The sequence below is a fragment of the Ruegeria sp. AB8 genome (genome assembly GCF_056542605.1).
Window position 1 is genome coordinate 1 of record NZ_JBQGAB010000026.1, and the last position, 17,113, is coordinate 17,113.

Genomic DNA, 17,113 nt, shown 5'->3' on the forward strand with positions numbered 1-17,113 from the left:
CGGTCAACCAGAAAAGATCAGACATGTTCACCGCTCGTTTTTCAGCCGTGAATCATGCCGACCGCTGGAAATCAATGGGTCCTGACCCTAGCCAACGGAGCATCGAATTAGGACCCATTGACTTGCGTTTTGCCGCGTGTTTCACGACGGGTAACACAAGCGGTGAACATGTCTGGTCTTTTCTGGTTGAGTGACGGGCAGATGGCGCGTCTTGTGCGTTCCTTCCCCAAATCCCGTGGCAGGCCTCTTGCGGGCGACAAACGGGTCTTGAGTTACATTATCTTCATCAACCACAACGGTTTACGTTGGCGTGATGCGCCCAAAGAATACGAACCTCACAAAACGCCTACAACCGCTGGAAGCGTTGGATAAATGAGGTAGATTTGCCGAGATGCGGATTGGTTTGGCGGCTGATCATGGTGAGAAAAAGTCAGTTATGATTAAGGCAACTTATCTTATGGCGCATCGCGCAACGTCCAGTCTGGGCGCCGAAAAAGGGGGCGTGGCCGCGAGATTGGCCGAACCAAAGGCGGTATGAACACCAAGCTTCATACCATCTGTGGCACCCAAGGACGCCCTCTGAACCTGTATGTCTCCGCTGGTCAGTTCAGCGATTACATCGGCGCACGGGCTCTCGTTGGCAACATGCCAAAGGTAGATTGGTTGCTCGGGGGTCGCGGCAAAGACGCCGACTGCATCAGGGAAAAATTCGAAGATAAAAGGAAATGCGTGTGCATCCCGGATTGCAAACGGCGCAAGGCAACTCTTCGGTGCGACAAGCGCCGATATAAACGCCGCAATCGGATTGAAATCATGTTTGGCAGGCTCAAGGATTGGAAACGCGTAGCAAAATGTTATGCTCGTTGCCCCAGGGTCTTCCTCTCAACCATCACCCTCGCCGCAACCGTCATCTATTGGCTATGTGCCTTGAGCCTAAGCCAATCCGAATCAATGGCTATTCACACATTCCGGTTAGACGTGGGGAAACGCGACGGATGGATAATACTATTCCTTTGCTGAACTATCCAAAACTGGCTGAGCGGTTATGTCGTCAACCACCAAGGTATTGACGTGTTCGCCATTCAATGCCGCCAGGATTGGCTCAACCTTTTCTTTTCCACTTGCCACGCCAATACGGATGGGAACCAACTTGGCATCTGAAAGCGGCAGGCTGACCAGTCTGGAATTTAGTTCACTGCTGCATAGCTCGCCTGCGGAATTGACCAGATGCCCCAGCAGCTCGGCCCTGACGCCGCTGTCATACAGCTGAATCCTGTTCTCTTCTGACAGGGGGTGAGCTTGGTAGTAGGTTGCATCCTCTCCGGTCACAGCACCCAGTCCCAAAAGCGAGACATTTGCGTTTCGCGCCTGATCCAGCACATCCCGTACCGCTCGGACCGACATAAGCATGTCACGCTCTTCTTTGGTATCGGCGTGCAGGGGGATGTGTATGAGGGTAGCCACACCGCCAAGCCCGTCCGCAATGCGCGTCGCAATATGGTTTACATCCGTATAGTGTTGCCCCTGAACGCCGCCGGTCATTGGAATGACCCTGTTTGATGTGGACCTCTTGGGCCGCAGGTGGTTGGCAACGACGCTCAGCGCCTTGCCACCCGAGATTGCGATGACGTCATCTTCTTGGACAATTTCCTGAAAATACTGGGCTGCGGCTTTGCCGACCAGATCCAGTGTGGTGCCTGCATTTTCGGTGACCGTATCGACGACCAGAAATTCGACACCGGACCATCGCTGCTTCAGTTGGTTTTCCAGATCAAACAACCGTTGGAATGGGCTGTGGATCCGAAACTCGACCATACCCATCTCGCGGCCTTGCTTGATGAGTCGGTTCACCTTGGCGGTCGATAGCCTAAGGTTCTTCGCAATCTCGGCTTGCAGCTGACCTTCCTGAAAATGCAAGGTCAGGACGCGGGCAATCAGGCGCAGGGTATCGGGATCGGGTCCGCTGGCGTTCAACTCTCGTTGTCCTTTCTGCTCACCAAATGGTTCGACGCGGCCGCCAGCAACAACACGGTGCCCACGACCAGAGTTTGGAAATAGGCGGGCACAAGTGTCAACATGCCAACTGTCAGGGACATGATGATCAACGCGCCGATGAAGGATTTTAAAACACGCCCCTCACCGCCGCTGAAGGCTGTACCACCCAACAGAACCACAAGTATAGCGGTTAATTCCATGCCGTCGCCTGACAAAGGATCACCCAGCGACATAAAGCTTGACCGGGCAATCCCGGCCAGCGCAGCGCAGATGCCGACCAGCACGTAAAGGATGATCACCGTACGGGCAGTATTAATGCCCGAGAGTTTCGCCGCCGTTGGGTTGCCTCCGGTTGCCGCCGCGTATTTGCCCAGCTTCATCCGATCCTGCGCAATGATCATCGCAATCGTCACCAGAACGGCCACCCAGAAGGCCCAGGGCAGGCCAAACAGGACGCCATCGCGCCCGTAGTCGTTGAACCAACTCGGCATTTTCAGCCCGCCGCCGGATTTGATGGCCGAGACGCCATCTTCGACCAGCAGCAGCGCAATGCCCTTATAGAGGCTCAGTGTGATCAGCGTTGCAATGACCGGTGTGATCTTCAGCCGGATCACCAGAAACCCGTTAAGCGCGCCCAACAGAACCCCCACCAGAACCGTCGCAATAAAAGCGGGCAGGAAGGGCACCCCGTTGATGGCCAGCAGGGCGTAGACGACCGCGCTCAGGCTCGTCGCGCTGCCCACGGACAGGTCGATATAACCCGAGATCATCAGCAGCGTGAAAGCTCCCGCCAGTGTCAGGATCGGGGCCGAGATACGCAGGATGTTGATGATATTTCGCTCGCTCAGGAAGTTGCCACGCTCGAACAGCGGGAACTTGTCCAGGTTGGCGGTGCTCAGCAGCACGACGACAAGGATGAGGACCAGATAGATGTAGTAGTCTTTCAGGAACCGTTTCACACGGTCTCCGGCCCTTGGGTTTTGGGTAAGGTCGGTCATCACGCGTGCCTCCGCGCCAAAGCCCATGTCTGGGCCATGATCGCGATGAACACCGCGATGGCCTTGAGGGTGAACTGCCAGTCCGGTGACAGCACCAACCCCGTCGCGGCCGAGGTCACGGTGGCCAGAACGATCGCCCCAAAGAACATGCCGATGATCGACCCGAACCCGCCGGCAATCGCAACGCCGCCCAGCAGAGAGATGACCAGGGCGTCGAATTCCATCAGTGTGCCGCGGTTGGAAAAGCCCGATTTGAACTCGGATGCCAGCAGAATCCCCACTGCCCCGGCAACAAAGGCGCTGAACAGGTAGAGCTTCACCACATGCCGCGCGTTGTCGACGCCAGACAAACGTGAGGCCACCGGGTTTGCGCCGATCAGATAGGTCAGCCGTCCGAACACCGTCTTACGCTCAACAAAAACGGCCACGAGGATCAGAATCGCCATCAGCACCACCGGCAGTTTGATCGAGGTGCCGAACATGGTCATGTTCCCCAACGTTCCGAAATCCGAGGGCAGGTTGGTGTTGCGTTGCGAGCCTTGGGTGATCACCTGTGCAATTCCGCGCGCCAGCATCATGGTGCCCAACGTGACGATGATCGACGGCACACGCAGCACAACCACGAAGACCGCGTTGATGGCCCCGATCAGCACTGCCCCGATCAGCGCGCAGACCATCGCCAGCGATGTCGGTATCCCCCAGCCTGAAGAAAGTGCATTCGCCCCATCCGTAGACTGCGCGAACCACACCGCTAATACGCCCGAAAGCGCCACGATACCGCCCACCGACAGGTCGAAGTTTCCCGAAACCAGTAAGAACGTGACCCCAACGCCCAGCGAAATCACCGCCCAGTTATTCGTCACCAGGTTCACGACGTTCTGAAACTGGAAGAAGTTGGGCACCAAAACGGAGGCGAGCGCGAAAAGTGCCATGGCGGCCCCCGCTACCAGAGAGGTGATGAACATCTCGTCACTCAGACTGTTGTCCCGCTCAGCCAGCCTTCGGCCCTGAATTGCCTGATCGGTCATGAGTTTTCACCGCCCCCACCGGTAACGACATTCAGGATGCGTGGAATGTCGACCTCTGCCCCGTTTTTGATCTCGGCCTCGATGCGGCCGTCATACATCAGAAAGACCCGGTCGCAGATGCCCAGCACCTCTTCCAGTTCTGACGAAAAGATGCAGATCGCGCGGCCGTTGTTCGCCAGGTCGCGGATCAGATCGTAGATTTCGGATTTTGCGCCCACGTCGACGCCGCGCGTGGGTTCATCCAGCAGCAACAGATCCGCATCAGCGAACAGGCATTTGGACAGAACAACCTTTTGCTGGTTTCCGCCCGATAATTTCTCGGCGTATTTCTCGATGGAATTCGTCGCGATCCCCAACTTGCCGACATACTCGCGAGCGACTTCTTTTTCGCGCTCATCCTGAAAGATGCCGAACCGGGCCAGCTTACGGATGTTCATGATCGGAATATTGCGACGGATCGTAAGTTCGGTGAACAGGCCCTGTGTGCGCCGTTCCTCGGGAACCAGGGCGATCCCCGCTGCGATGGCTTCCTTGGGCGAGGCCGCGCGTTTGCGGTTCTTGAAATCTATCTGCCCATCGGCCTTGTCAGCCCCATATATCGCCCGGGCGACCTCGGTCTTGCCTGCACCGACCAGACCGTAAAAGCCAACGATCTCTCCCTGATTTACATGAAAAGACACGTCTTTCAGCAGGTGATTGCTCAGACCTTTGACTGTCAGCACCGGACTATCCGCAATTTCGCCGCGCGGCTCATAATCATGAGTGATCGCGCGTCCCACCATCATCTCGATCAGTTCAGGGCGGCCGTTCACTTCGGTCAGTGGTTTGGTGGCGATGTGTTTGCCATCGCGCATAACGGTGACATTGTCACCCAGTTCAAAAATCTCATCCAGCTTGTGCGAGATATAGATGACCGTCACATCCGAATCCCGCAGCCGCCTGATCACGCCGAACAGGCGCTCCACTTCACGCTCGGACAGCGCTGCAGTCGGTTCGTCCATGATGATGATGCTCGCACCCGAGGACGCGGCACGGGCGATCTCGACAATTTGTTTCTGCGCGACGCTCAGCGAGGACACACGCGCTTTGGGGTCAATTGTCGGCTCAATCGCTGCAAGAGTTTTGATCACGCGGTCTTCAAGGTCCGACTCGACCAGAAAACCAAAGCGACTTGCTTCCATCCCCAGTGTCAGGTTTTCCTCGACGGTCAGTTGATCAACCACATGCAATTCCTGAAACAGCGTCCCTACACCGCTTTCACGGGCATCCTGGGTGCTGTTTGGCTCATAGGCCTGGCCCTGGATGGCCATCGACCCGCTGGTCGGGGCCAGTGCCCCGGTCAACATCTTCACGATGGTCGATTTTCCGGCTCCGTTTTCTCCGACCAGGCAATGCACCGTGTTGCGATCAATGTCGAATGACACGGTGTCCACGGCCCTCACGCCGGGGTAGTCCTTTGTCAAATCCCTGACGGACAGCGCTTTTTCGGCAAAAGCAATCTGCACGATCATCCCCTTTTAATCCGCAAGCCTCCGACCGGCGCAAAGGGCCGCGTCCCTGGATCAAGCTTATCCGAGTTTGGATGCGTTGCCACCAGCGCCGGAACCCCGAGCGGGTTTGAGGTGTTGGAGCAGGCTGCATTGAAAGAACCGGCTGGGCAGATCAGGCCCGTTGTCGGCCAACGGACCTGTTTGCCAAAGCCTGGTTCAGTCAACGTCCATCAGCCACCGAACTGGTCCTTCAGCCACTGCTCGGCCTCTTCCTTTGGCATGGACCAGTAGGAAACAGTGTAGGCCTTGTAGAAAAACTCTTCCGCCGTGTCCGAGGTCCGTTCGATCTTGCCGTCCAGCACATCCATGATCAGGTCAATCCGGCCCTGCGCGGTTTCCACAGGCGGCAGACCCATCGAAACTTTTAGGCTGGAAGCAGGATCATAAACCTGTTCGAACTCGACCGAGTCAAAGTCGACACTGGCCACAATCTCGGTCAGCGGCTTGCCATTGTCGAACTTGCCGCGCCCCAACTGCGCCAGCCCGGCCATTGTTCCCACGGTAAGGTTCGATGCTTCGGAATAGATCAGGTTCACTTCGGGGCGCTGTGTCAGCAGGTCGACGATGATCTGCTTGGCCGCTTCCTGGCCCTTGCTGGAATCCAGCGCGCCCAGATTTTCGGCGTCGGGATCAACCGACAGGACACCTTCGGCAAATGGCGCGGTCCGGCCCGAGTTGACTTCAGTATGGTTTGGCCAACCCAGTTGCACCATGACGATAGGTTTGTCGGGATGTGCCTCTTTCCAGGCCCTGGCCATTTGCGCGCCCATCTCGAACGACACGGCGGCTTCATCGCTTCGTGCGGTCGGAATGCCGGTATCCGTGATCGGGCTGAAGAACGAGGTCATGACGATATCATCAGCCAAAGCATCCTCGACACCGGGTGTGGCGGCCTCGGCATCCCAGATGTGCAGCGTGGCAGCATCGAATCCACCTGCTGCAATTTGGTCAACGTTCTGAGTCATGACGGCTGAATCCGCCCGGCCATCAAACACCACCACCTCAGCGCCGTACTTTTCTTTTGCGTAGCGCTCGGCCTCGGCGGCCTGAGACTGGTGAAACACGTTCGACAGGTCAGATACAAAGAACGCAATCCGCTTGCTATCATCGGCAAAAGCTCCGGCGCCTCCAACAAGCGTTAGTGTTGTTGCCAGCAGGCCGGCCTTGAGTACATTCCTCCGCTGCATTTTCTTCTCTTCCCTTTTGTTTTCTCCAGAGTGCGGTCGATCCGGGACAGAGCGTTCCGGAGCCGCGATCTCAGCCAATGCCCCTCCTCAGGAATTGAAACTGAAATATATTGCAGTAATTGTTATTATTATCATTTTGAGGTGTGCAGTCAACGTTTTTGGCGGTTTTGCGGCTAAGATGTTCCGTGAGATCGGCCAGTATATTTTTTGCGTATCTTATTGCTTTTATTGCATATTTTTTCCACCAATGCCTTGCATACTCCACATGCGAATTGCCCCTCTGTCACCAGAACTATGACAGAGAAAAAAATTATGCGGAAACTCAGCAAAAAATCAGAAAAACGAATCCCTTGGCCCTTAGGTTTTGGCCATTTTTTGAACCGAAATCTGGGCCTTTCCCTTTACGATTTCTTTGAACCTGGCCATGTGCGACGTGCGCCCGTGATTGGCAATCGCCTCGGCATCTGACCAGATTTCATGGATCAGAAACTCAGCCTGTCGGCTGGATGCAACAAAAACGTCATAGCTTTTGTTTCCTGCCTCTTCGCGGCTGGCAGCGGCCAGATCATCAATAGCAGCACGCAGCGTTTCCTTGTGGCCGTCTTCCGGCACGATCCGCGCGATAATCACGACTTCCGACACTTGTCAGACTCCCTTGCGGATCATATCCGCCGCCTTTTCCGCGATCATCACAACAGGTGACGCGGTGTTTCCCGAAACGATTTTCGGCATGATCGACGCGTCGACCACCCGCAATCCCTTCAGCCCATGCACCCTGAGATCCGCGCCCACCACGGCTGAGGCGTCCGACCCCATCTTGCAGGTGCCGACGGGGTGGAAAATCGTGGTGGCGATATCCCCGACGCCTTTCACCAAGTCGTCTTCGGACTCCATCACCGGACCGGGCAGGATTTCTTGCGGCTGATAGGGTTTCAGAGCGTTCGCCGTCATAATCATCCGCGCCTGCCGCACGGATTTCACGGCGACCTGTTTGTCATTATCGGTCGACAGGTAGTTCAGGCGAATGTCAGGCTGCGCCTTGGTATCCGCCGCCTGAATATGGCAGGTGCCCGTGCTTTCAGGGCGCAGGTTGCAGACCGATACGGTGATCGCCGGGAACGGGTGCAACGGGTCGCCCAGCTTGTCCGTGGACAGGGGCTGCACGTGGTATTCCAGATCTGGCGTGGCCAGATCCTGGTTGGATTTGGTGAACATGCCGAACTGGCTGGGAGCCATCGACATCGGCCCGGATTGCGTCAGACCATATTGCAGAGCGATCTTCGCCTTTCCAACCAGGGAATTCGCCATCGTGTTCAGAGTTTTTGCGTTCTGGACTTTGAACACCGTCCGTATCTGCAAATGGTCCTGCAGGTTCTCGCCCACACCTTGGCTTTCGTGGTGCAGAGCGATGCCATGTTCAGCCAGCACATCACCCCGCCCGACACCCGACAGTTCCAGAATCTTGGGCGAGTTGACCGCTCCGGCCGCCAGCAACACCTCGGCCTGGGCAAAAGCTTCGCATCGCTCGCCTTTGTGCTGATAGCGCACGCCCATTACCTGTTTGCCGTCGAACAACAGCGTCTCGGTCTCGGCGTGGGTTAAAACACGCAGGTTGGGGCGTTTCATCGCCGGGCGCAGAAAGCCTTTGGTCGTGTTCCAGCGCACACCTTTACGCTGATTAACCTCGAAAAAACCCGTACCTTCGTTATTGCCATCGTTGAAATCGGCGCGCGGCAGAATGCCGAACTCCTTGGCACCTTCCTGCACGGCCCTAAGGATGTCCCATTCCAAACGCTGTTTCGAGACCTTCCATTCACCGCCATGCCCATGCATGTCGGTCCGCCCGGCATGGTGATCCTCGGATTTCAGGAAATAGGGCAGCACGTCATCCCAACCCCAGCCAGTATTTCCCAGCTGCCGCCAGTGATCGTAGTCCGCGGCCTGGCCCCGCATGTAGATCATGCCGTTGACCGACGTGCATCCCCCCAGCACCTTACCGCGCGGATAGGCCAGAGAACGCCCGTTTAGCCCCGGTTCGGGCGCGGTTTTCATCATCCAGTCGGTACGCGGGTTGCCGATGCAATAGAGATAGCCAACCGGAATATGCACCCAGTGGTAGTTGTCTGACCCGCCTGCCTCGAGCAGCAGAACTCGTGTTTTGGGGTCTTCGGTCAATCGGTTCGCCAGAACACATCCGGCCGTGCCTGCGCCGACGATGATATAGTCGTAGTCCCCATCAAGTTGCCGGGCGTCTGTCATGAATTTCTGGTCTTTCTGATTAATACGCGAGGACAAGTTTGCCGATCATGCGGCCGGTTTCAATGATCCCATGAGCTTCTTTCAGCGTGCCCGCCGACAAGCCCCGCAGCGTTTTGGTTTCAGTTGTCCGAATGATCCCGTCATCAACAAGTCTGGCAACCCGCGCCAATATCTGCCCCTGACGCGCCATATCCGCGGTGCCAAACAGAGATCGCGTGAACATTAGCTCCCACATCAACGCGGCGGATTTGCCTTGCAGGGCTGAGATGTCCAGCTTTTCATCCGTCTCGACGATGGTCCCGATCCGTCCCTGTGGCGCGATCAGTTCGCACATCGCGTCCCAATGCTGCGCGGTGTCGGCGTATTGGGTGATGTAGTCGACAGTGTCATGCCCGGCGGCCCGGAAATCGGCGACAAGATCGCGGTGGTTCACCACCTGATGCGCACCCATTTCCTTGCACCACTCGGTGGTTTCCGGGCGCGAGGCGGTTGCGATCAGGTGCAGGCCAGTCAGCTTGCGCGCAAGTTGCAAGGTGATCGATCCGACCCCTCCGGCCCCGCCTATGACCAGCAGACTGGCTGGCGTCTCATTGGCGGGCACTTGCAGACGGTCGAACAGCATTTCCCATGCGGTCAGCGACACCAGGGGAAGCGACGCTGCTGCTTCGGGGCTGACCGAGGACGGTGCCACGGACGCAATCCGATGATCAAGCGCCTGCAACTCTGCATATGATCCCGGACGATTGGCATCACCCGCGTACCAGACCCGGTCGCCTTTGGAAAAACCCGTGACCTCTGCGCCCATGTCGCGGACAATCCCAACCGCGTCATATCCAAGAATGAACGGCTCCGCATGATCCTGCTCGGCGGCTGTCCGGATGCGGCGTTTCGCATCTGCGGGGTTTACCGAGATCGCTTTGATTTCCACCAGAAGATCGTTTGGCAGCACGACCGGTTCCGGCAGGTCGACATCCAACAGGCTGTCCTGTGCTTCAATCGGCAGTGATTTCAGAAACCCTACAGCTTTCATTTTTCTACCTTTCAAATGTCGTTTGAGCGTCGTCCCAGAACCCGCGCATCGCTTCGATCAACGCGAGATACTTGGCGTAGCGAGTGTCGTAATGGCGCTGCATCGCCGCATTCGGCTGGAACTCAGAGTCGCGGCGTGTCATCTGACCAATCGCGTCTTCGTATGTTTCATAAGTTCCGGTCGCCACCGCTACTCCGATGGCCGCGCCCAAAGCGCCCGTCTCCTGCGCCTCGGCCACATAGATCGGCACGCCAAGGCAATCCGCGAACATCTGCGGCCAGACCGGGCTGCGTGACCCGCCGCCAGACAGAACCGCCTGGTCGAATCCGACGCCTGCGGTTTTCAGAACCTCGATATGGCGGCGATGCTCGAACAAGACGCCCTCGAACAGGGCCCGCAGCATGTGGCCTTCGCCATGCCAGCCCGCTACACCATAGAACCCACCCCGGAAAGACGCCCCCTGTCCCGAGCCGTAGAGAAAGGGGTGGAAATACGGATCGTCTGGCGCGGGATCAACCTCGGCCACTTTGGCATTGCAGTGTCCGAACGGGTCGTCATGATGACCGCCGCGTTCTACGAACTCGCGCACATACCATTCCAGATTGGCCGCCGACGTGGCACTGGCCTCGATATTCACGAACCGGTTCGGACCAAAACCCGACACCATGAACAAGTCGTCATTGACCGCTGGCGCATCCGAGAAAACCTGATTGATGCTCCAGGTGCCCGCGATGATCGAAGCCTCTCCGGCGCGCACGACCCCCGAACCCATCGCGCTGGAGACCACATCGAAATAGCCGCCGATCACCGGTGTGCCCTCGGCCAGACCCGTTGCGACGGCGGCCTCTTGACTGACGGCCCCGGCAATATCCGCCGGATCGATCAGGCGCGGAAGCATCTCACGCGCATCGCTCAGGCCGTAATGTGCCAACAGGCCGTCGTCATAGGTGCAATCCGGCATGCGAGTCAGGCCGCAACCTGACATGTCCGAAATCTCGCTAACCCGCTCACTGGTCAGCTTGTAGGTTATGAAATCCTTGCACAGCATAACCGTACCGGTCCGCGCATAAAGCTCGGGTCGGTGCCGTTTGATCCAGGCCAGAAGAACCGGGGTCTGAGACGGCCACGGCTTTTGCAGGCACAACGCGTGCAAGGCGTCGCCGGCCACCTCGGAAAGCTCCTCAGCCAGAGATGCGGCACGCGTGTCCAGCGATTGGATGCCGATCAACGGCGCCCCCGCCTTGTCCAGCAGGTAAAGCCCGTTGCCATGCCCGGCACAGCCAACGCCGATGATCTGGTCGGGGGTTATCCCGGCCTGGTCGATACATCCGCCGATTACCTGCCGGGCATTTGCCCACAGCTCGTTCAGGTCACGCTCGACATGCCCTGGCTGCGGCGTCGAGGACTGCCCGTCCAGCGCCTGCATCGCCACAGGGCGCCCCTGCAGGTCAAACAGCACAGCCTTGATGACTGTGTTTCCTGCATCCAGCCCCAGAATATACCCGTTCTCAGCCACTGTTATAGATATCCCACGCTTCTTCACCGCTTGCGTTATTGTGGATCATCGCCATCAGAGCGGCCACAACTGCCTTGGGGTTGTCATGCTGATAGATATTGCGGCCATAGACCATGCCCTGCGCGCCCTGTGCCATCAGCGCCGCCGACTTCATCAGAACATTCTTAAGGTCTTCCTTGCCACCACCACGCACCAGAACCGGCACGCGGGCGGCCTCGATCACGCGGTGGAAATCCTCGGGGTTCTCGGTTGGGTCGGCCTTGATGATATCGGCCCCCATTTCCGAGGCGAGACGCACCAGTGTCACGATCTTCTCGGCATTGCCATCCACCTGGTAGCCTCCGCGCACATCGTTGGGCAGCATGACCAGGGGCTCGATCATCAGCGGCATCCCGTATTTATGGCAGGCTGCGCGCACCTTGCTGATGTTCTCGACGCATTGGCGGAACAGTTCAGGCTCATCCGGCAGCATGAACAGGTTCACAACGACGGCTGCGGCGTCCATTTCCAGCGCGCCGATGATCGGTTCGTCTGCGTTTTGCAGCATCGACCACATCACCCGGTGGCGCTGATCGTTGTAAGGGTTGCCCATGTCGATCCGCATCACCAGCGCGGGCTTGTCCTTTTCGGGGCGCGATTGCAGCAGATCGGCTTGCCCGTAGGCACATTGGATCGCGTCCGGCTTGGCCCCGATCAGCGTGTCCATCACACCGGCCATATCCTCCAGCCCGACCATAAAGCTGGGCTCGTTGCAAACGCCGTGATCGATCGCCACATCCAGACATCCCCCGTTCGTGAACATCCGGTTCATCCGGGCCTTGGTGCTTACACGCATTCTGTTCTCCGTTCCTTGTTTCGTGCGGTCAGAGCCTCGGCGGACACGCCGTGAAACTCGGACAATTCGTGGATCAGGGCTTGGGTCTGATCGGTAATTTCTTGCTGGCTGAGACCACGCTCATCGACAAAGATGCCGCCCAGCCGGTCCAACAGTACTTCGGAAATCTGACCTGTTATGGCCAGCGCGGTCCGGCGCAGGACAATGTCGGACAGGGTTTCGACAAATTCGGTGCGCATCAGCCAGATGATCTCGGCCCTGGTGTAAGAGCAGCCTGCCGCCAGAGGCGTGTCGTCAACCAACTGGCAGAACAGCGCAACATCATCCGCTTGACTGCCGTAGTGCCCGATCAGGTGTTGTGCGCGATCAGGTGTAACGTGGAATTCTTCTTCCAGCCGGCTTTCCAAGGTACGCGGATCGTCGGGGAACAGCGCGCCGCCGCCAATGGCGAGCCCCAGAGTCGAAGTTTGCCGGGGCTTGCCCAACTCGGCCAGAACCTCATCCCCGGTCTGTTCTCCAAAAGCGCGGAACGTGGTCCATTTGCCGCCGACCATGCAGAACTGGGGAACAGCTCCGTCCAAACGTCGCGTGAAATGGCCGCGCGATATTCGACCGGTGAAATCTTGATCGCTGCGCGGCAACGGACGGATGCCGCTAAAGCTGAACACCACCTGGTCGGGCGTGACCTTGATCTTGGGAAAAACCAACCGAAGTGAGCCGAGGATGTAGTCGAGTTCCTCCGGCTCGCAGCGCACCCGCGCGGCTTTCTCGACGCGGATGTCAGTCGATCCGGCCAACACTTTGCCCTGATAGGGGAACACGATGCACACCCGCCCGTCCGTGTTTTCGAAATAGACCATATGCCCACCAAGCGCTTGGCATAGCGCCGGGTTTTCGATGATCAGGTGCGAGCCCTTGGTGCCCGAGACCATCTGCTCATCCAAGGTGCCACCCAGGACTTGCATGGTATCGTCCAGCCAAGCGCCGGTCGCGTTTACGATTACCCTTGGATCAAGTTGCAGGGTGTCGCCGCTGCGCCTGTCGATCACTGAATAGCCATCGCCATCTGTTGCCATCTCCGCGTAGTTGAGGGCAACGCATTCCGGGACCGCGATCTGAACGTCGCGGATCATTTCAACGCATAAACGTTCGGGATGGGTGATCTGCGCGTCGTAGTACACCGCTGAACGTGTGGCTTTTGGCGTTAGCGCGGGCCAGTCCTTGCGTGTGCGACCAACGCTGTTGAAATGATGCCTGGGCAGAATTCGCCGCTTGCGCGTCACCCAGTCGTAAAGCGACAGGCCAAGCTTGATCGGCACCGCCCCTCGGCTGGAGGGTTTGCCATGCCGGCCGAAAAAGCTCGCCGCTGCATTGAACATTCCGGAAAAGACCGAGGTAATCGGGATCACCGTCGGCAATGGCCGCACCATGTGTGGAGCATTCACCAAAAGCGCATCGCGTTCCTGAAGCGATTCCCGCACCAAATCGAACTCGCCGTTTTCCAGATAGCGCAGGCCACCATGGATCATCCGGGATGGCGCGGCACTACAGCCCGAGGCAAAATCGTTGCGTTCGACCAGCAGCACCCGCAGCCCCTGCAGGGCAAGATCGCGGTAGACACCGATCCCGTTCACGCCCCCGCCAATCACCACCACGTCAAACGCGGCGTTCTCGCGCAGTTTTGTCAGGTTTTGTTGTCGTTGTTCTGACATGATGGTCCTGTTTTTCGCGAAGGCTTCGATGGTTCAGCTGTCCAGATCGCTCAGATGCGCGCGGGCTTGGGTGTCGATCTCGGCGATCTCGGCTTCGGTCAGGCGCAGCCGCCCTGCCTTCGCATTCTCGACTGCCTGCGCCGCTTCCCGCGCACCGCAAAGTGAGAAGGTGATCCCCGGCTGCTGTACCGTCCATGCGATGACAGTCTGTGCCAGCGTCGCGTCATGCCCTTCGGCAATCGGTGCGATGGTCGCCATCAAGTCCGCCACTTTCTGGCGGTTCGCCATGGAAAAGCGCGGGTTGTCCTTGCGCTGATCATCGCCGTTGAACACACGATCCGGACCGATCTTGCCGCTGAGCAACCCCAGTGCCAGCGAGGAATAGCTGAGCACGGATACGCCATTCTCACGGCACACCGGCAGCAAAGTGCCTTCGATGTCGCGCTTGACCATCGAGTATTCTTCCTGGATGGCGTCCAACTGCCCCGCGGCCACATAGGCCCGTACCTCGTCGACCGAGGTGTTGCTGGCCCCGATCGAGCGGATCTTGCCTTGCTGTTTCAGGGTTTCCAGCGCCTCCATCGTCTCGGCAATGGGTGTGGTCGGGTCCTGCCAGTGGGTGATGTAGTGGTCGATGTAGTCGGTGCCCAGGCGGGTCAGGCTCTGCTCAACCTCATGGATGATCGCGTCCTTGCCCAGATAGCGATGCACCGGCTTGCCGTCATAGTCGAAGAAGTGGTTTCCCTTTTGCGTATGCCAGACCAGCCCGCATTTCGTGGCCAGCACGACCTTGTCGCGCCGACCCTTTAGCGCCTTTCCCACAATGTCTTCAGCGATGCCCTGACCATAAGCGGGGGCCGTGTCGATCAGCGTCACCCCCGCATCGACCGAGGCCTGAATTGCCGCAATGGACTTAGCCTCGTCCGTGCCGCCCCACATCCAGCCACCGATGGCCCATGTGCCCAGCCCGATGACCGACGCTTCGATCCCAGACGTTCCGATTTCCCGTGTCAGCATCTCATGCGACATCCCGTGTTCCTTCCATTTCCTGTATGACTGCGGTCGCTGTATCTTCGTCCAGGATCAGCGAGTTGAGAAACTTTCCGTTCAGCACTGCCTTGATTGGCTGCACTTTCTGCGCCCCTGCACTGACCCCGATCACGCGCGAGCACTGCGCCAGATCGGATGGTGAAACCGACACCAATCGTGAGTTCAGTGCATAGTTCGACACCGACCCGTCGATATGGATGAGATGGGCCAGGAGCTCTCCGATCACGCCCATGCCCACCAGCATCTTGCGATCCGCCTCGGGCACAGGGTGCAGGTCGTAATAGCTGGAGCCTTCCGGCTCGATCGATCCGACCCCGACCAGAGCGACATCTGCCCGGCGGGCCAGGTCCAGTACCTCGCGGATCGAGGAGACCTGCTCCAGCATGTCGCGCTGTTCACGGCTTTCGGCGAACAGCGGTGCGTGCAACAGCATGGTTTTGCCGCCCAACCGGTCTGCCATCTGCGTCGCCAGATGGTTAACGTCCGTGTAGTACTTGCCCTGAATACCCCCCGTCAGCGGTACAACGGTCACGTCAAAATCACGCTCGGGTTCCAGCGCCTCGACTGTTGCACTGACGGCCTTGCCGCCGGTGATTGCGATGACATCCCCATCCCGCAGGGTTTCAACCAGATGATTGGCGGCAGCGCGGCCGACCTGCTGCAGGGTCGTCTCGGCGCTGCCGGCGACCGACGGGGTGACAATGGCGTCGCTCAGACCGGTCGACCGGGCCAGATCACGTTCGATATCCATCAACGTCTCGAACGGGCTTTCGATGTCAATCTTTACCATGCCCATATTGCGGCCCTGTGTGATCAGGCGATTGACCTTCGAGTTCGACAGGTTCAGCGTCCGGGCAATATCGGCCTGCTTCTGACCTTCCAGGTAATGCAGGACCAGAACGGTGTGGATCTGCCGGATCAGTTCGAAGTCTTTCTTCTTGTCCACCATCACCCGCGCCTCTTGTTCAGGTAGTGGTCGATGGTGACCGCCGCCAGCAGGATCGACCCACGGATGATGTCCTGCCAGTAGACCGACACGTCCAGCAGCGCCAGCGAACTGGACACCAGCGACAACAGGATGACGCCGAGGATTGCGCCAAGGATCGACCCCGAGCCGCCATTCAGACTGGCCCCGCCGATCACGGCAGCGGCGATGATGGTCAGTTCCAGCCCCAACCCGAACGTCGGCTGCGCCGAGCCGAACCGGGCCATGTAGATGATACCCGCCACGCCACAGAGCGTTGAACACAACGTGGTGGTCAGAAAGATCACCTTCTTCGTGCGGATGCCCGAATAGGCCGCGGCCTTTTCGTTGGAACCGGTATAGAACACCTTCCGGAACATGGTCGTGCGCCGCAGCATGAAATCAAAGGCGATCACGAAGACAAGGAAAATGATGATCACTATCGGGATCGGCCCGACCGATCCCTGTCCGATGAATTTGAATTCGGGCGGCAGAGTATACAGCCCCAGCGGCCGTCCACCGGTGAACAACAGGCAAGCCCCCCGCGCAATTACCATGATCGCCAGTGATACGATGAAATGATGCAGCCCAACGCGGGTTACGAAGAACCCCATGAAGGCCCCGATGGCCGTACACAGCGCGATCGCCATAGCCGAGGCTACCCACGGGTTCACCCCGCTCAGGAAAAGCCACCCGGCGATCACCATGGCCAGCGCCGTGACCGAACCGACCGACAGGTCGATCCCCCCCGAGATCAGCAGGATTGTCATGCCGATCACCAGCAGTCCGTCCACCGCAAAGGCCATCGACATCGCCCGCATATTGGCCCAGGTCAGGAAATAGGGGGAGGCGAAGGACATGATCAAAAACAACGCCAGAATGATGACAATCAACCCCGTTTCGCGCATTTGAAACAGGCGTTTCAGCGGCGGTATGCTTTCGGCGGGTCCCGCTTGGGTCAGGTTCACCGTGTTGTCCATATTCGTCCC

At 58.3% G+C, this 17,113-nt stretch carries 15 protein-coding genes and 1 pseudogene; 2 read left to right on the top strand and 14 right to left on the bottom strand.

The features are described 5' to 3' along the window. Positions 1 to 194 (top strand): hypothetical protein (locus tag ACR0CG_RS20335; RefSeq protein WP_480527134.1); only part of this gene is annotated, 194 nt, incomplete at its 5' end. Between the two features lie 283 nt (positions 195 to 477). Beyond that, positions 478 to 1,020: pseudogene (locus ACR0CG_RS20340) on the top strand (IS5 family transposase); the annotation flags it as partial. On the opposite strand, the gene ACR0CG_RS20345 reads toward ACR0CG_RS20340, so the two are convergent. The 14 genes from ACR0CG_RS20345 to ACR0CG_RS20410 all read right to left on the bottom strand — a co-directional run bounded on the left by ACR0CG_RS20345 (position 1,006) and on the right by ACR0CG_RS20410 (position 17,104). Next, positions 1,006 to 1,974 carry a sugar-binding transcriptional regulator gene (locus ACR0CG_RS20345; RefSeq protein WP_480527136.1) on the bottom strand — a complete coding sequence of 323 codons (969 nt, stop codon included), beginning with the start codon at positions 1,972 to 1,974 and terminating at the stop codon, positions 1,006 to 1,008. The pseudogene ACR0CG_RS20340 and the gene ACR0CG_RS20345 overlap by 15 nt on opposite strands. Then, positions 1,971 to 2,993, bottom strand: coding sequence for an ABC transporter permease (locus ACR0CG_RS20350; protein ID WP_480527138.1), 1,023 nt, complete (start codon positions 2,991 to 2,993; stop codon positions 1,971 to 1,973). The genes ACR0CG_RS20345 and ACR0CG_RS20350 overlap by 4 nt, the downstream gene beginning before the upstream one ends. Beyond that, positions 2,993 to 4,021: an ABC transporter permease gene (locus ACR0CG_RS20355; RefSeq protein WP_480527139.1), complete on the bottom strand. Its 1,029-nt coding sequence runs from the start codon at positions 4,019 to 4,021 to the stop codon at positions 2,993 to 2,995. The genes ACR0CG_RS20350 and ACR0CG_RS20355 overlap by 1 nt, the downstream gene beginning before the upstream one ends. Continuing rightward, the gene (locus tag ACR0CG_RS20360) at positions 4,018 to 5,526 is read right to left on the bottom strand and encodes a sugar ABC transporter ATP-binding protein (protein ID WP_480527141.1); all 1,509 of its coding nucleotides are present in this window, start codon (positions 5,524 to 5,526) and stop codon (positions 4,018 to 4,020) included. The genes ACR0CG_RS20355 and ACR0CG_RS20360 overlap by 4 nt, the downstream gene beginning before the upstream one ends. 215 nt (positions 5,527 to 5,741) lie before the next feature. Next, on the bottom strand, positions 5,742 to 6,758 hold the full coding sequence (locus ACR0CG_RS20365; protein WP_480527143.1) for a sugar ABC transporter substrate-binding protein: 1,017 nt from the start codon (positions 6,756 to 6,758) through the stop codon (positions 5,742 to 5,744). Between the two features lie 357 nt (positions 6,759 to 7,115). Continuing rightward, positions 7,116 to 7,400: a putative quinol monooxygenase gene (locus ACR0CG_RS20370; protein ID WP_480527145.1), complete on the bottom strand. Its 285-nt coding sequence runs from the start codon at positions 7,398 to 7,400 to the stop codon at positions 7,116 to 7,118. A gap of 3 nt (positions 7,401 to 7,403) precedes the next feature. Beyond that, positions 7,404 to 9,017 carry a GMC family oxidoreductase gene (locus ACR0CG_RS20375; RefSeq protein ID WP_480527147.1) on the bottom strand — a complete coding sequence of 538 codons (1,614 nt, stop codon included), beginning with the start codon at positions 9,015 to 9,017 and terminating at the stop codon, positions 7,404 to 7,406. A 19-nt stretch (positions 9,018 to 9,036) separates the two neighbouring features. Further along, positions 9,037 to 10,047 carry a zinc-binding alcohol dehydrogenase family protein gene (locus ACR0CG_RS20380; protein ID WP_480527149.1) on the bottom strand — a complete coding sequence of 337 codons (1,011 nt, stop codon included), beginning with the start codon at positions 10,045 to 10,047 and terminating at the stop codon, positions 9,037 to 9,039. A gap of 4 nt (positions 10,048 to 10,051) precedes the next feature. Beyond that, positions 10,052 to 11,563, bottom strand: coding sequence for an FGGY-family carbohydrate kinase (locus tag ACR0CG_RS20385; RefSeq protein WP_480527151.1), 1,512 nt, complete (start codon positions 11,561 to 11,563; stop codon positions 10,052 to 10,054). Then, positions 11,556 to 12,398, bottom strand: coding sequence for a class I fructose-bisphosphate aldolase (locus ACR0CG_RS20390; protein ID WP_480527153.1), 843 nt, complete (start codon positions 12,396 to 12,398; stop codon positions 11,556 to 11,558). Before ACR0CG_RS20390 ends, ACR0CG_RS20385 begins: the two co-directional genes overlap by 8 nt. Next, positions 12,389 to 14,110, bottom strand: a complete 1,722-nt coding sequence (locus tag ACR0CG_RS20395) for a glycerol-3-phosphate dehydrogenase/oxidase (protein ID WP_480527155.1) — start codon at positions 14,108 to 14,110, stop codon at positions 12,389 to 12,391. Before ACR0CG_RS20395 ends, ACR0CG_RS20390 begins: the two co-directional genes overlap by 10 nt. A gap of 33 nt (positions 14,111 to 14,143) precedes the next feature. Continuing rightward, positions 14,144 to 15,139: an aldo/keto reductase gene (locus tag ACR0CG_RS20400; protein ID WP_480527156.1), complete on the bottom strand. Its 996-nt coding sequence runs from the start codon at positions 15,137 to 15,139 to the stop codon at positions 14,144 to 14,146. After that, positions 15,129 to 16,109, bottom strand: coding sequence for a sugar-binding transcriptional regulator (locus ACR0CG_RS20405; RefSeq protein WP_480527158.1), 981 nt, complete (start codon positions 16,107 to 16,109; stop codon positions 15,129 to 15,131). Before ACR0CG_RS20405 ends, ACR0CG_RS20400 begins: the two co-directional genes overlap by 11 nt. Continuing rightward, the gene (locus ACR0CG_RS20410) at positions 16,109 to 17,104 is read right to left on the bottom strand and encodes an ABC transporter permease (RefSeq protein WP_480527160.1); all 996 of its coding nucleotides are present in this window, start codon (positions 17,102 to 17,104) and stop codon (positions 16,109 to 16,111) included. Before ACR0CG_RS20410 ends, ACR0CG_RS20405 begins: the two co-directional genes overlap by 1 nt. Positions 17,105 to 17,113: the final 9 nt, after the last annotated feature.